The 14,481-nt window shown below is 60.2% G+C and carries 14 protein-coding genes; 9 read left to right on the top strand and 5 right to left on the bottom strand.

All coding sequences use genetic code 11. From position 1 onward, the window contains the following. Positions 1 to 9: 9 nt before the first annotated feature. The 8 genes from ABIE16_RS25960 (at position 10) to ABIE16_RS25925 (ending at position 8,583) form a co-directional block, all read left to right on the top strand. A complete protein-coding gene (locus ABIE16_RS25960; RefSeq protein ID WP_429522206.1) occupies positions 10 to 804 on the top strand; it encodes a carbon-nitrogen hydrolase family protein in 795 nt (264 codons plus the stop codon). Positions 805 to 842: 38 nt separating this feature from the next. Then, positions 843 to 3,272, top strand: a complete 2,430-nt coding sequence (pqqF, locus tag ABIE16_RS25955) for a pyrroloquinoline quinone biosynthesis protein PqqF (RefSeq protein ID WP_429522205.1) — start codon at positions 843 to 845, stop codon at positions 3,270 to 3,272. A gap of 158 nt (positions 3,273 to 3,430) precedes the next feature. Further along, complete coding sequence (gene pqqA / locus ABIE16_RS25950; RefSeq protein ID WP_003444522.1) at positions 3,431 to 3,505, top strand: pyrroloquinoline quinone precursor peptide PqqA; 75 nt, start codon at positions 3,431 to 3,433, stop codon at positions 3,503 to 3,505. Positions 3,506 to 3,586: 81 nt separating this feature from the next. Further along, positions 3,587 to 4,498, top strand: coding sequence for a pyrroloquinoline quinone biosynthesis protein PqqB (gene pqqB / locus ABIE16_RS25945; RefSeq protein ID WP_429522204.1), 912 nt, complete (start codon positions 3,587 to 3,589; stop codon positions 4,496 to 4,498). Positions 4,499 to 4,622: 124 nt separating this feature from the next. After that, positions 4,623 to 5,375 carry a pyrroloquinoline-quinone synthase PqqC gene (pqqC, locus tag ABIE16_RS25940; RefSeq protein WP_007993179.1) on the top strand — a complete coding sequence of 251 codons (753 nt, stop codon included), beginning with the start codon at positions 4,623 to 4,625 and terminating at the stop codon, positions 5,373 to 5,375. After that, positions 5,372 to 5,647, top strand: coding sequence for a pyrroloquinoline quinone biosynthesis peptide chaperone PqqD (pqqD, locus tag ABIE16_RS25935; RefSeq protein WP_090451769.1), 276 nt, complete (start codon positions 5,372 to 5,374; stop codon positions 5,645 to 5,647). The genes pqqC and pqqD overlap by 4 nt, the downstream gene beginning before the upstream one ends. Beyond that, entirely contained in the window at positions 5,619 to 6,791 is a 1,173-nt protein-coding gene (gene pqqE, locus ABIE16_RS25930) for a pyrroloquinoline quinone biosynthesis protein PqqE (RefSeq protein ID WP_429522203.1), read from the top strand. The genes pqqD and pqqE overlap by 29 nt, the downstream gene beginning before the upstream one ends. Beyond that, the gene (locus ABIE16_RS25925; RefSeq protein ID WP_429522202.1) at positions 6,757 to 8,583 is read left to right on the top strand and encodes a S9 family peptidase; all 1,827 of its coding nucleotides are present in this window, start codon (positions 6,757 to 6,759) and stop codon (positions 8,581 to 8,583) included. Before pqqE ends, ABIE16_RS25925 begins: the two co-directional genes overlap by 35 nt. A 141-nt stretch (positions 8,584 to 8,724) precedes the next feature. Here the strand turns inward: ABIE16_RS25925 and ABIE16_RS25920 are convergent, their stop codons facing one another. The 4 genes from ABIE16_RS25920 to ABIE16_RS25905 form a co-directional block, all read right to left on the bottom strand. After that, positions 8,725 to 8,883, bottom strand: coding sequence for a YqaE/Pmp3 family membrane protein (locus tag ABIE16_RS25920; RefSeq protein WP_003228885.1), 159 nt, complete (start codon positions 8,881 to 8,883; stop codon positions 8,725 to 8,727). An 83-nt stretch (positions 8,884 to 8,966) separates the two neighbouring features. Then, complete coding sequence (locus tag ABIE16_RS25915; RefSeq protein ID WP_046039442.1) at positions 8,967 to 9,287, bottom strand: helix-turn-helix domain-containing protein; 321 nt, start codon at positions 9,285 to 9,287, stop codon at positions 8,967 to 8,969. Beyond that, positions 9,280 to 9,636, bottom strand: a complete 357-nt coding sequence (locus ABIE16_RS25910) for a type II toxin-antitoxin system RelE/ParE family toxin (protein WP_429522221.1) — start codon at positions 9,634 to 9,636, stop codon at positions 9,280 to 9,282. Before ABIE16_RS25910 ends, ABIE16_RS25915 begins: the two co-directional genes overlap by 8 nt. Positions 9,637 to 9,887: 251 nt before the next feature. Continuing rightward, positions 9,888 to 11,171 (bottom strand): aspartate aminotransferase family protein, encoded by a 1,284-nt coding sequence (locus ABIE16_RS25905; RefSeq protein WP_429522201.1) that lies wholly within the window; start codon positions 11,169 to 11,171, stop codon positions 9,888 to 9,890. A gap of 169 nt (positions 11,172 to 11,340) precedes the next feature. On the opposite strand from ABIE16_RS25905, the gene ABIE16_RS25900 reads away from it, so the two are divergent. Next, complete coding sequence (locus tag ABIE16_RS25900; protein WP_429522200.1) at positions 11,341 to 12,270, top strand: LysR family transcriptional regulator; 930 nt, start codon at positions 11,341 to 11,343, stop codon at positions 12,268 to 12,270. A gap of 227 nt (positions 12,271 to 12,497) precedes the next feature. Here the strand turns inward: ABIE16_RS25900 and ABIE16_RS25895 are convergent, their stop codons facing one another. Continuing rightward, positions 12,498 to 14,276 (bottom strand): acyl-CoA dehydrogenase C-terminal domain-containing protein, encoded by a 1,779-nt coding sequence (locus tag ABIE16_RS25895; protein WP_429522199.1) that lies wholly within the window; start codon positions 14,274 to 14,276, stop codon positions 12,498 to 12,500. Between the last annotated feature and the right edge of the window lie 205 nt (positions 14,277 to 14,481).

The raw sequence follows: 14,481 nt of genomic DNA, 5'->3' as shown, positions 1-14,481 counted from the left end.
GAATCCGAAATGCGCGTAGCCCTTTACCAATGTCCGCCGCTGCCCCTGGATGTCGCCGGCAACCTGCAACGCTTGCAGCAGCTTGCGCTGGAGGCAAAAGGCGCCGATCTGCTGGTGCTGCCGGAGATGTTCCTGACTGGCTACAACATCGGCGTCGATGCCGTCAGCGTGCTGGCGGAGGTGTACAACGGTGAGTCGGCGCAGCAGGTTGCGCGCATTGCCAAGGCTGCCGGGATCGCCATTTTGTATGGCTATCCCGAGCGCACCGAGGACGGACAGATCTACAACGCCGTGCAGTTGATCGACGCTGACGGCGAGCGCGTCTGCAACTACCGCAAAACCCATCTGTTCGGCGATCTGGATCACTCGATGTTCAGCGCAGGTTCCGACGAGTTTCCCATCGTTGAGCTCAACGGCTGGAAGCTCGGTTTCCTGATCTGCTACGACCTGGAATTTCCGGAGAACGCCCGACGCCTGGCCCTGGCCGGTGCCGAGCTGATCCTGGTGCCGACTGCGAACATGATTCCGTTCGATTTCGTCGCCGATGTCACCGTGCGCGCCCGCGCCTTCGAGAACCAATGCTATGTGGCTTACGCCAACTACTGCGGCCATGAAGGCGACATCCATTATTGCGGCCAGAGCAGCATCGCCGCACCGGATGGCAGCCGTATCGCCCAGGCAGGCCTGGATGAAGCATTGATTGTCGGTGAGCTGGATCGTCAGTTGATGGTCGAATCCCGCGCCGCCAATCGCTACCTCCTCGATCGCCGCCCCGAGCTTTACGGCGAGCTGAACAAGTCCTAATCCGCTAGCATTGGCACTTCACTGTTCTGGAAGTGCCCATGCCCGCGCTGAATCACCCTCGCCCCCACACTGAAACCTTGGCCAATGGCCTGCAGGTGACGCTGCGTCATGCCCCGAATTTGAAGCGTTGCGCAGCAGCGTTGCGGGTCGCCGCGGGCAGCCATGATGTGCCGTTGGCGTGGCCCGGCCTGGCGCACTTTCTTGAGCATCTGCTGTTTCTGGGCACTGAGCGTTTTCCCGCCGGGCAAGGGTTGATGGCCTATGTCCAGAGTCATGGCGGCCAGGTAAACGCGCGGACCAGCGAACGCACCACGGACTACTTTTTCGAACTGCCGCCCCAAGCGTTTGCCGGTGGGCTGGAGCGTTTGTCAGACATGCTCGCCCATCCGCGTATGAATCCGGACGACCAGCAGCGGGAACGGGAAGTGCTGCAGGCAGAGTTTGTCGCCTGGTCGCAGGATGCCAAGGCGCAGCAGCAATTTGCGCTGTTCAATGGCCTGGCCGAGGCTCATCCACTACGGGGTTTTCATGCCGGCAATCGCGACAGTCTGCCGCTGCAACAACCCGAGTTTCAGCAGGCGTTGCAGGATTTTTATCAGCGGTTTTACCAGACCGGGCAAATGACCTTGAGCCTGGCCGGGCCACAGAGTCTCGTTGAGTTGAAGGCAATGGCCGAAGCCTTTGGCAGTGTCATTGCCAAAGGCCAGACAGCCACTCAACTGCCCCCAGTACCGCTGATGGACGCCTCAACCAACAGTTATCAACAGACTGGCGAGCGACGCCTGGATCTGCTGTTTGCCCTTGAAGTGCTACCCGATTTCTCTGCCGATGCGTTGGCGTTCCTGTGCCACTGGCTGAACCTGGCAAAACCCGGTGGCTTAATGGCGGACCTGCGCGAGCGCGGGCTGGCCGATCACCTCAAAGCCCAGCCGCTGTACCAGTTCGCCGGGCAAGCCTTGCTGCATATCGAATTCACCCTGCCCACCGCAGACCCGGCTTCAGGCATCCGAGAACGCTTGATGGATTGGCTCGGTTTCTTTGCCGCGCAAGACTGGAGCCGATTGCGCGAAGAGTACGCCACCCTGCTCCAGCGCCAGCAGCAAGTCAGCGGCGCCTTGCAACTGGCCCGACTGGACAGCGAACAACGCGAAGTCGGGTTATCCGAGCCAGGTGTGACAGCCCTCAAGCAAATCCTTCAACAAATCGGCGCTGTGGATAACTTCAGCGGCCCATGGCAATTGCCGGCACCCAACCCGTTCTTGTGCTCCGAAGCACCGGCAGCCAACGCCGGATTGATTCGCGGCCAGACCAGCGCCCACCGAGGCCTGCGCACTTTTGCCCAGGACCGTTCGCGCAGCCGTCGTGAACGTTCGCCGATGCAATTCAGCCAGGCATGGCCGGACAACGGTGCTGAAGGCGCGATTTATCTGCGCTGGCGTCTGGACTCGGCTCCCGGTAGCCACCTTCAATCACGGCTGGAAAACCACCTGCAACCGTTGCGCGAAGACGCGCACCAGGCCGGTGTGGAATTTTCCTTCAGTGCATCGGGCAACGAATGGCTGCTCAAACTGAACGGGCTACAGGAGCCGATGCCCAGCGTCCTGGAGCATGTGCTGAAAGAACTGACAAAACCTGACGCCGCTGTCTCACAAGCCGAATCGACGAGCATTGCGCCAATACCGATTCGACAACTGCTCAAGGCATTACCCGAATACTGCCTCGGGCATACCGCGAACTCGGATGACGTGCAGTCACTCTGGTCGAGTGCGCGATGGGATGGGCTGGCCATCGGGTTATCGGCTCAGACACAAGCGGCCATGGGCCTGGCCTTGAGCCGCATACCCGGCACGCCGGACAATCAACTGACGCCGCCCTCTTCGATCCTTGCACGGCATCTGTGGAGCACTGTCGATACCGCCTCCAGCGAGCACGCGTTACTGCTGTTCTGTCCTGCAGCCACCCAGGAAATGGCCGACGAAGCCGCGTGGCGTTTGCTCGCGCATGTCTGCCAGACACCGTTCTACCAACGCCTGCGGGTGGAGTTGCAACTCGGCTATGCGGTGTTCAGCGCCCTGCGGCAGATTCACGGGCAAACCGGGATGCTGTTCGGCGTGCAATCGCCAAGCGTTGCGCCTGTGGAGCTGCTGCAACACATTGAGCAATTCCTGAATCGATTGCCGGAACTGATCAACGCACTCGACGACACCACCTTCAACGCTCAACGCCAGGCCCTGGCGGATCAGTTTTGCAGCGCTGCGCTCACCACGGCTCAAGCGGCCGAATTGCTCTGGCAAGGCAAACTGGCCGGCCGCTCGTCGGATTATCTGACGCACCTGCCCGAGGCCATTGTGCGCATTGACCGGAGCGTTCTACTGGCTGCGGCCCAACGCCTGAATCAGGCCGAAGGCGGCTGGCTGTGCCTTGCCAACAGCATTACCCCGGGTGCGCCATGGCAAGCGGCAAAATGATCATTACCGGGGCTGCAAGGAGCTTTCTCAAAGTTTCACGGGCAATTTCTTTGAAATTTTGAGTAACATAGCAACCTAACTATCTGGAACCTCTCTGATTTGAGGTGGACTATACCTATAGATAGCGCTGTCCTACCCTACCTGAAGGAGTTCAATTTATGGCTTGGACCAAACCGGCTTACACCGACCTGCGTATTGGCTTTGAAGTCACCATGTACTTCGCAAGCCGCTAATCTCAGCTTTGGCAGAGATGCAGCACAACGCCTCGGTTATCCGAGGCGTTTTATTTTCAGCGTTGAAATGATGGAGCGTCCATGTTTGTCCAGATTCTAGGTTCCGCTGCCGGCGGCGGCTTCCCCCAGTGGAACTGCAACTGCGTGAACTGCGCGGGCTTTCGCGACGGCAGCCTGCGGGCCAAGGCGCGGACGCAATCGTCCATCGCGATTTCCGATGACGGCGTGAACTGGGTGCTGTGCAACACCTCCCCGGACATCCGCGCCCAACTCCAGGGCTTCGCCCCGATGCAGCCGGGCCGCGCCCTGCGCGATACCGGGATCGGCGCGATCATCCTGATGGACAGCCAGATCGACCACACCACCGGCCTGCTCATGTTGCGCGAAGGATGCCCGCATCAGGTCTGGTGCACCGACATGGTCCATGAAGACCTGAGCACCGGATTTCCGCTGTTCACCATGCTCAACCACTGGAATGGCGGGCTGACCTGGAATCGCATCGAACTCGACCAGAGCTTCAGCGTACCGGCATGCCCGAACCTGCGCTTCACCCCGCTGCCGTTGCGCAGTGCCGCGCCGCCGTACTCACCCCACCGCTTCGACCCCCATCCGGGCGACAACATCGGCCTGATCGTCGAAGACCTCAACACCGGCGGCAAACTGTTCTACGCACCGGGCCTGGGCAAGGTGGATGAAGGGCTTCTGGAAATCATGGCCGGCAGCGATTGCCTGCTGGTCGATGGAACGTTGTGGGATGACGATGAAATGCAGCGTCGCGGCGTCGGCACCCGCACCGGTCGGGAGATGGGACACCTGGCGCAGAGCGGCCCCGGTGGCATGCTCGAAGTGCTTGAGCAATTGCCCAACCAGCGCAAAGTACTTATCCACATCAACAACACCAACCCGATTCTCGATGAAGACTCGCCAGAACTCGCGGAACTGGATCGGCGTCAGGTTGAAGTGGCGTATGACGGCATGAGTATTGTGCTGTAGCGGATGGCCCTATCGCGAGCAAGCTCGCTCCCACAGTTGACCGCATTCCCCTGTGGGAGCGAGCTTGCTCGCGATGAGGCCGGCAGCAGCAACACATATCCTGGTTGTTCCCCGGAGAACCGCAATGACTGACACCCCGATGTCCCCCGCCGAATTCGAAGCGGCTCTGCGCGCCAAGGGCGCCTACTACCACATCCATCACCCCTATCACGTGGCGATGTACGAAGGCCGGGCCACCCGCGAACAGATCCAGGGCTGGGTCGCCAACCGTTTCTACTATCAGGTGAACATCCCCCTGAAGGACGCGGCCATTCTGGCCAACTGCCCGGACCGCGAGATCCGCCGCGAGTGGATTCAACGCCTGCTGGACCACGACGGTGCGCCCGGTGAAGACGGCGGCATCGAAGCCTGGCTGCGCCTGGGCCAGGCCGTGGGCCTCGACCCGGACCAACTGCGTTCCCAGGAGCTGGTACTGCCCGGCGTGCGCTTCGCCGTGGACGCCTATGTCAATTTCGCCCGCCGCGCCAGCTGGCAGGAAGCCGCGAGCAGCTCGCTGACCGAACTGTTCGCCCCGCAGATCCACCAATCGCGCCTGGACAGTTGGCCCCAGCACTACCCATGGATCGACCCGGCCGGCTACGAGTATTTCCGCACGCGCCTGGGCCAGGCACGGCGTGATGTCGAGCATGGTCTGGCGATCACGTTGCAGCACTACACCACCCGTGAAGGCCAGGAGCGCATGCTGGAAATTCTCCAGTTCAAACTGGACATTCTTTGGAGCATGCTTGATGCCATGAGCATGGCCTACGAACTGAAACGCCCGCCGTATCACAGCGTGACCGGGGAACGGGTCTGGCACAAAGGAATCACCTTATGAGTTTCGATCGCAGCAAGACCCCGACCTGGCGTCCCGGCTACCGCTTCCAGTACGAACCGGCGCAAAAAGGCCACGTGCTGCTGTACCCGGAAGGCATGATCAAGCTCAACGAAAGTGCCGCGCTGATCGGCGGTTTGATTGATGGTGAACGGGATGTCGCGGCCATCATCAATGAGCTCGACCGACAGTTTCCCGGCGTGCCCGAACTCGGAGACGACATCGAGCAATTCATGGAGGTTGCCCGTGCGCAGCACTGGATCGAACTTGCCTGATTCATCAAGGCAAGTACCGCCCAAACCCGAGGTCGGCTTGCCGCTGTGGCTGCTCGCCGAGCTGACTTATCGCTGCCCGCTGCAATGCCCGTACTGCTCCAATCCGCTGGATTTCGCCGAGCAAGGCAAAGAGCTGAGCACCGAGCAGTGGATCAAGGTGTTTCGTGAAGCGCGGGAAATGGGCGCCGCGCAGCTTGGCTTTTCCGGTGGCGAACCGCTGGTGCGTCAGGACCTCGCAGAGCTGATCGTTGAAGCACGCAAGCTGGGTTTCTATACCAACCTGATCACCTCCGGCATCGGCCTGACCGAACAGAAAATCAGCGACTTCAAGAAGGCCGGCCTGGATCACATCCAGATCAGCTTCCAGGCCAGTGACGAGCAGGTAAACAATCTGCTGGCCGGCTCGAAAAAGGCCTTCGCGCAGAAACTGGAAATGGCCCGGGCGGTGAAGGCCCACGGTTATCCGATGGTGCTGAACTTCGTCACCCATCGGCACAATATCGACCAGATCGACCGCATCATCGAGTTGTGCATCGCACTGGAAGCGGACTTCGTCGAGCTCGCCACCTGCCAGTTCTACGGCTGGGCGCAACTCAATCGCGTTGGGCTTTTGCCGACCTGGGAGCAATTGGTGCGCGCCGAACGCATCACCAACGAATACCGCGCAAAACTGGAAGCCGAAGGGCATCCGTGCAAGCTGATTTTCGTCACGCCGGACTATTACGAAGAACGCCCGAAAGCCTGCATGAACGGCTGGGGCAGTATTTTCCTGACGGTCACGCCAGACGGAACCGCCCTGCCCTGTCACGGTGCCCGACAGATGCCGGTGCAGTTTCCCAACGTGCGCGACCACAGCATGCAGCACATCTGGTACGACTCGTTCGGTTTCAACCGCTTTCGCGGGTACGACTGGATGCCCGAACCGTGCCGCTCCTGTGACGAGAAAGAAAAAGACTTCGGCGGCTGCCGCTGCCAGGCGTTCATGCTCACCGGCGATGCAAGCAATGCCGACCCGGTATGCAGCAAGTCGCCACAACACGGCGTGATCCTCAAGGCTCGCGAAGAAGCCGGGCACGCGACCCAGACCATCGACCAACTGGCCTTTCGCAATGAACGAAACTCACGCCTCATCGCCAAAAGCTGAACCTTTCAGCGCTGCCAAAGCCGTGGCCGCCGGTATCGACTTTGCCGAACTGCAGGTCGGTCGACAGGGCCTGTTCTGGAACGAATACCGCCCCGAAGACGCTGCGTGCCGGATCTGGCATTGGCGTGACGGCGCAGCGAAATGCCTGACGCCACCGGGGTTCAGCGTTCGAAGTCGGGTGTACGAATATGGCGGTGGGGCGTTTTGTCTGACGGACGATGGAATCGTTTTCGTCAATGAGGCCGACCAGCAGTTGTATCGGCAATCACTGCAAGACGAAGCGCCCGAAAGGCTGACGTCCGGGGCGTGCCGTTATGGCGATCTGCAGTTCGCCAACGGGCAAGTGCTGGCGGTCGAGGAGCACCGCGATCAACACCGATTGGTGGCGATCGATCTGTTGGATGGCGCACGTCACTTGCTGGCCGAGGGTGCTGATTTCTACGCGGCACCGACGCTGAGCCCGGATGCCCGGCGCCTGGCCTGGATCGAGTGGAGTCGCCCGGATCAGCCATGGACAGCGACCCGCTTGATGGTTGCCGAGCGCCTCGCCAACGGCGGCTTTGCCGAGGCTCGTTGTGTGACGGGCGACGGCACTCAAGAGTCTGTGCAACAACCGCGGTTTGATGCCGGCGGTCGCCTGTATTGCCTGACGGATCGCGCGGGTTACTGGCAGCCTTGGAAAGAATCTGAAAAAGGCCTGAGCCCATTGCCAAGTGCCAGCGCCGACCATGGCCCCGCGCCCTGGCAACTCGGCGGCAGCACCTGGTTGCCGCTGAGCGATAACAGTTATCTGGCCAGTTGGACCGAGGGTGGGTTTGGCCGACTGGGCATAGGCGGCGATTCCAGCGCCGACTTTACCGGCGACTACAGCCGCTTCCGCCATCTCGCCGTGGATGAGCAGTTCATCTATTGCATCGCGGCGTCGCCCGTCAGTTCAGCCGCCGTCATCGCCATCGACCGTCAGAGCCGGCAAGTGCAAGTGCTGGCCGGCGGCATCGCACCGCTTGCTCCCGAACAGATCAGCCGCCCGCAAACCTTGCGCTACCCAAGTGGCTCAGGCGAAGCACACGGCTTCTTCTACCCGGCGATGACCGGCGAGGCGAAACCGCCATTGGTGGTGTTCGTCCATGGCGGACCGACTTCGGCGTGTTACCCGATGCTCGATCCGCGTATCCAGTACTGGGCACAGCGGGGCTTCGCCGTGGCTGATCTCAACTATCGCGGCAGCAGCGGTTATGGCCGGGCCTATCGCCAGGCACTGCACCTGGGCTGGGGTGATGTTGATGTGCAAGACGCCTGCGCCGTGGTCAGTTACCTCAAGCAGCGAGGCTTGATCGACGGCGATCAGGCGTTCATTCGCGGCGGCAGCGCTGGCGGCTACACCAGCCTTTGCGCCTTGGCCTTTCACAACGTGTTCCGCGCCGGCGCCAGCCTGTATGGGGTCAGCGACCCGGTGGCGCTGGGGCGCGCGACCCACAAATTCGAAAGCGACTATCTGGATTGGCTGATCGGCGATCCGCAACTGGATGCCGAACGCTACGCCGCCCGCACGCCGCTGCTGCATGCCGGCAACATCCGCGTGCCGATGATCTTCTTTCAAGGAGAACTGGATGCCGTGGTCGTCCCGCAACAGACCCGCGACATGGTCACGGCACTGCAGGACAATGGCATCCTGGTCGAAGCGCATTACTACGCCGATGAACGCCATGGCTTTCGCAAGGCCGGTAACCAGGCCCATGCGCTGGAGCAGGAGTGGTTGTTTTATCGGCGGGTGATGGATTCAGTGGACTGAAGCCTGCGTTCATTGCCGAAACGGTGGCGCCTCAATCGCGAGCAGGCTCGCTCCCACAATTAATCGCGTTCCTTTGGAAGAACTCGGTCGAATGTGGGAGCGAGCCTGCTCGCGAAGGCGATCTACCTGCCGACACTCGACTCAGCGCTTGGCAATGATGTACACCGCATGCACGATCCCCGGAATGTAACCGCACAACGTCAGCAGAATATTCAGCCAGAACGCTCCGCCGAATCCTACTTGCAGAAACACGCCCAATGGCGGTAACAGGATGGCGATGATGATGCGAATAAAGTCCATGGGGCAGCTCCTGATTGGGGTGGGCTCGCTCGAGCCCTACAGCTAATCGACCTGTGCCGTTTGTCAGGGTTCAGCCCGATTCCTCAGGCCAGTATCTCCAGACCGTGTTTGCGCACGATACTCAGCAACTTCAACGCCATGCCACTGGGGTGCTTATCCCCTGCTTCCCATTGCTTGACCGTGGAAGCACTGGTGTTCAGGTAGCGCGCGAACACCGGTTGGCTGACATTGTTGCGCTCGCGCAGTGCCTTGATCTCCTGCGCGGGAATCGCATCCGGCACTCTTGCAAGACAGGATTCATCGAACTCACGCATGGTCGCCTTGCTGATTGCACCTATGGCGTACAAGGCACTGGCCGATTCGTGGATCGACTCCGATAGCTCACTTTTGAATTTTTTACTCATTTAGTATCTCCACAAACTCCTTTGCATCCAGCAATTGCTGAATTTCCATTTCGGTCAGTCCACCATATGTCTTGGCCAACTCTCGCAAGTCGAGCAAATGCCTGGGACTGATATTGCTCTGATCTTTTTTTGCGTACAGAAACTGATAGACCCAATGAGCACCGCCCTTGGCCAGGATAATCGAGCGATGGCGGTTGGCATTCAAGCGCTTCTTCCAGACCCCGCCACCCAAATTGTCAGCCTGACCATTGAGCATTTCGGTGAATGCCTCCCTGAGCTCGTCATCACCGATCCAGGCCTTGGCAGCCTGCATTGCGAAGCGCTTTGTCTTGAACAGCCTTGGTGACATGGGCATCCCTTCCATAAAACATACCACTCAGTGGTATAGGAATCAAAACCAACGCGACAGCAACACCGTTTCGCTGGCACCGGCACTCCCTGCCGATGCACGCTAGAAAGCCATTAATGTGTTAACCGCTCAAGCCGAAACTGCCTTTGGAAAAAACCGGCCACAAAAAAACGCCCCACGCCAAAAGTATCGGGCGTGGGGCGTGCGTATTACCGCGAGACGGTTCTGGAATGTGTACAGGGCGCGTCTGATCAGACGGCAATCCCTTTGCGGCACTGCAATTGTGCGGTTCGCACTCGGGAGAAGGCGCGCGCCAGGCGCAGGAGCATTTCATCGATGTTGGCGTTGCTGACATTTAGCGCAGGGGTAAAGCGCAGGCAGTCGGCTTGCGGGGCATTGAGCAGCAAGCCTTCGTACAGCGCGGCCTTGACCACCGCGTCAGTGGAGTCGTCCGACAGCGTCAGCCCCCAAAGCAACCCTTGTCCGCGCAACTCGCCGTGACCGTAACGATGGGCCAAACGCCCTAACCCTTCACGCAGGTGTTGACCGGCCTCTGCGACGTGCTTGAGGAAAGCCTTGTCCTGCACGGTATCGAGCACCGAAAGCCCCGCCGCAGTCATCAACGCATTACCGTGATGAGTACCTGCCAACTCGCCAATGTCGAAACAGCAAGCTTTGCCCCGCGCCAGCAGCGCGGCCAATGGCACGCCGCCGCCCAAGCCTTTGCCGAGCACGACGATATCCGCCGTGATGCCGCAGGACTGTTCCGCGAGCAAGGTGCCACAACGGCCGATGCCGGTTTGCACTTCGTCGAAGATCAGCAAGATGCCGAGTTCACGGCACAGGCGTTCAACGCCCTTGAGATAGTGCACGGTGGCCGGGACCACGCCGGCTTCGCTCTGGATCGGCTCAAGCATGATCGCTACGGTCCGTTCATCCACGGCCGCATGCAACGCTGGCAGGTCATTGAACGGAACACGACTGAAGCCTGGCAATTGCGGCTCGAACCGGTTGGCCAATGTCGAACTGTCCGACGCCGAAATCGTCGCCAGGCTCCGGCCGTGGCAACCGTTGTTGGCCACAATGATTCGCGACGCACCGCCGCGATGCCGTTGACCCCATTTACGCGCCAGTTTGATCGCCGCCTCGCAGGCTTCGCTGCCAGTATTGAGCAGGTAGGCCTGATCACTGCCGGTGCTTGCACACAAATGTTCGGCGAGGCTGAGCATGCCGCGGTTATGCAGGCCAAAACCCGGGTTGATCAGCGACTGAGCCTGGGCTGTGATTGCATTGACCAGTACCGAAGGGCTATGACCGAGGCTGTTGGCCCCGCCGCCCTGGGAAAAATCCAGGTACGCACGATCATCGCTGTCCCACAACCATGAACCCTGGCCACGCACAAACACCTGTTTTGGCCGCTCGACACTGGGCATCAAGTACTCGCTGGAAAGGTTAACGCCTTGGGATGGCGGGGAGGCGTCCATGACCAGATCATCAAGACTGGGAGGGCTGCGGCGCAGACTGAACAGGTTCATCTGAAAAAAACCCTTTTGAGGTTTTTTGCCTTACCTATGTAAATACCATCGAAGCAAAGGGTATTCATCGCGCTCTGTGGCCCTGTAAGCCCTGTGAATGCGGTTAGACTAGGCTCAGGCGAGGCGTTCAGCCATTTCGATTTCCCAGCATTTTCGATAAGTAATACTTATGGATTTCAAGCAACTGCGTTATTTCGTCGCGGTCTATGAAGAAGGCCACGTGGGCCGGGCCGCCGAGCGCCTGTCCATCTCCCAGCCGGCGCTGTCCCAGCAAATCCGCCACCTCGAGCAAAACCTCGATGTGAGCCTGTTCGAGCGCAGCAGCAAACGCCTGTTGCCGACCCTCGCAGCCCATACGCTGTACAACCACGCCCTGCCTTTGCTCGATGGCCTGCAACGGGCACGGGAAGCGCTCGGCAACTTCAAGGGTCAGGCACTGCGCACCCTGGCCATTGGTGTATTGCAGACTGTGCACACCAGCCTCGTTCCGCAGATGCTCGAGCGGGTGCGCAAGGCGCAGCCGCATCTGGTGGTGCAGATCTACGAACTGACCGGCCTGGAAATCGAGCGGCGACTGCTCAACGGTTCTCTGGATATCGGCATCAGCTACCTGCCACCCCGCCAGCCTGGCTTGCATGGCGTGATGCTGTACGAAGACGAACTGACCCTGGTCATCCCGGCAGAGCATCCGCTGCGTGAATTCAAGAAAGTGTCCATGAGTCAGGCTGCCGAACTGCCGATGTTGCTGCTGGGCGAAGAGTTTCAGATCAGGCAGATCTGGCAGGCACAGCTGACAAGCCTCGGACGTCGCCCACAGGTGCAAGCCGAATTGAACAACATGGCCGGCATCCTCGACAGCCTGCCGCACACGCGCCTGGCGACGGTACTGCCCGGTCGTTCGCAAAAGACCCATGGTAACCACGAACTGCTGTGGAAACCCCTGAGCGAACCGCGAGTGCCGCTGAAAGTCGGTTTGGTGTGTCGGGATGTGCAACGGCAGCAGACCTCGCTGGCATTGCTGAGGACATTGCTGGAAGAGGTGATAAATGGCCCGGACGGGCGCTTGAACAGCGCGCAGGCTCTGGATGTGCCAAGCTGAAAACTTTTCTTCAGGCAAAAGAAAACCCCGCCGAAGCGGGGCTTTGCAGACTGTTTCCCTGACATCCATTTCACTCCGCCGTCCTGGCAGAATCCTACGTGTCCCTGTTGTTGCTTTGCGCTTCCTGCGCTACGTCCATGAGAAGTAGATTAGCTGTGGATCCAATTTGCATCTATGGGAGAACAGCAGCACGTTATGTAAGAGAATGCTTACATAACGTTACTTCATCAGAATTGTCCCGCATCCAGCAGGAACAACGATTCGCTACCGGCCTTCACCGACGCGCTCAACGAGTGAATCCGCGGCAGCAGGCGAGCGAAATAGAACCGCGCCGTGCCCAGTTTGCTGGCGTAGAAGTCGTCCTGCGCTTCCTTGCCGAAAGCCGCCTTGGCCATCAGGGCCCACATGTAGGCGTAGGCCACGTAGCCGAACACCTGCAGATACTCGACCGACGCCGCGCCGATTTCGTTCGGATTGCTCTTCGCCCGGTCCAGCAACCACGCAGTCAGTTCATCGAGGGTGGTCACGGCGTCGTTCAGCGGCTTGGTGAACTCGGCGAGGTCCGCGCTGGCGGTCGCTGTGAAGTGGCGAATCTCGTCGGCGAACAGGTTGTAGAACGCCCCGCCGCTACCGACGATCTTGCGCCCGACCAGGTCCAGCGCCTGGATGCCGTTGGTGCCTTCGTAGATCTGGGTGATGCGCACGTCACGCACCAGTTGCTCCTGGCCCCACTCACGGATGTAACCGTGGCCGCCGAACACCTGTTGGCCGTGTACGGTGGTTTCCAGCCCCAGATCGGTCAGGAACGCCTTGGCCACCGGGGTCAGCAACGCCACCAGGTCTTCCGCGCGCTTGCGGGTGGCGGCGTCTTCGCTGAATTTGGCGGTGTCCAGTTGCATCGCCACGTAGGTGGAGAACGCACGCCCCCCTTCGTTCGAGGCTTTCATGGTCAGCAGCATGCGCCGCACGTCCGGGTGGACGATGATCGGGTCAGCCACTTTGTCCTTGTTCTGCGCGCCGGTCGGCGAACGGCTTTGCAGACGGTCGCGGGCGTATTCCACGGCGTTCTGGTACGAGCGCTCGCCCGTGGCCAGGCCCTGGATACCGACGCCCAGACGCTCGTAGTTCATCATGGTGAACATCGCCGCCAGGCCTTTGTTTGGCTCGCCGACCAGGAAACCCACGGCTTCATCGAAGTTCATCACGCAGGTGGCGGACGCCTGGATGCCCATCTTGTGTTCGATCGAACCGCAGTTGGCCGGGTTGCGCGCGCCCAGGCTGCCATCGGCATTGACCATGAACTTCGGTACCAGGAACAGCGAAATGCCTTTCGGCCCCGCCGGTGCATCCGGCAGCTTGGCCAGCACCAGGTGGATGATGTTTTCGGTCAGGTCGTGTTCGCCACCGGTGATGAAGATCTTGGTGCCGCTGACCTTGTAGGATCCGTCGGCCTGAGGCTCGGCCTTGGTGCGGATGATCCCCAGGTCGGTACCGGCGTGCGGCTCGGTCAGGCACATGGAGCCGGCCCAGATGCCGGCGTACATGTTCGGCAGGTACGCGGCTTTCAGTTCTTCGCTGGCGTGGGCGTTGATCGACAGGCAAGCGCCGGCGGTCAGCATCGGATACAGGCCGAACGACAGGCTGGCGGAGTTGACCATTTCCTCGACCTGGGCCGAAACGGCTTTGGGCATGCCCATGCCGCCATAGGCCGGATCACCACCGACACCGACCCAGCCGCCTTCAGCGTAGGTCTGATAGGCCTGTGGGAAACCGGCCGGCGTGGTGACGGCACCGTCCGCCCAATGGCAACCTTCTTCGTCAGCGGCACGGCTCAGCGGTGCGATGCTTTTGCTGGTGACTTTGCCGGCTTCTTCCAGGATGGCTTCGACGGTTTCTGCATCCACAGTCTCGGCCAGTGCAGGCAGTTCGGCCCAGAGTTTGGCGACCTCGAAAACTTCATTGAGGACGAAGCGCATATCGCGCAGGGGCGCTTTGTAGTCAGCCATGGCAAACCTCGCAAGATCTATACAGGTGATTCACAGGAAGAGTGTTTTCGTTGGGTCGGAGTGTACCTCAACAACTTTTGCGACACATAGGGTCAACTCATGACCATTTTGTTATTTTTAGTCATTGTCGTAAACGGGAGTGAACGGATGAAACTGTAGGAGCGAGCCCGCTCGCGAAAAACCCCAAGGCGCCACTGGGCATCTG

Source organism: Pseudomonas sp. 2725 (genome assembly GCF_050434585.1).
Lineage (GTDB): Bacteria > Pseudomonadota > Gammaproteobacteria > Pseudomonadales > Pseudomonadaceae > Aquipseudomonas > Aquipseudomonas jessenii.
This window is presented reverse-complemented; position numbering and strand designations above follow the sequence as displayed.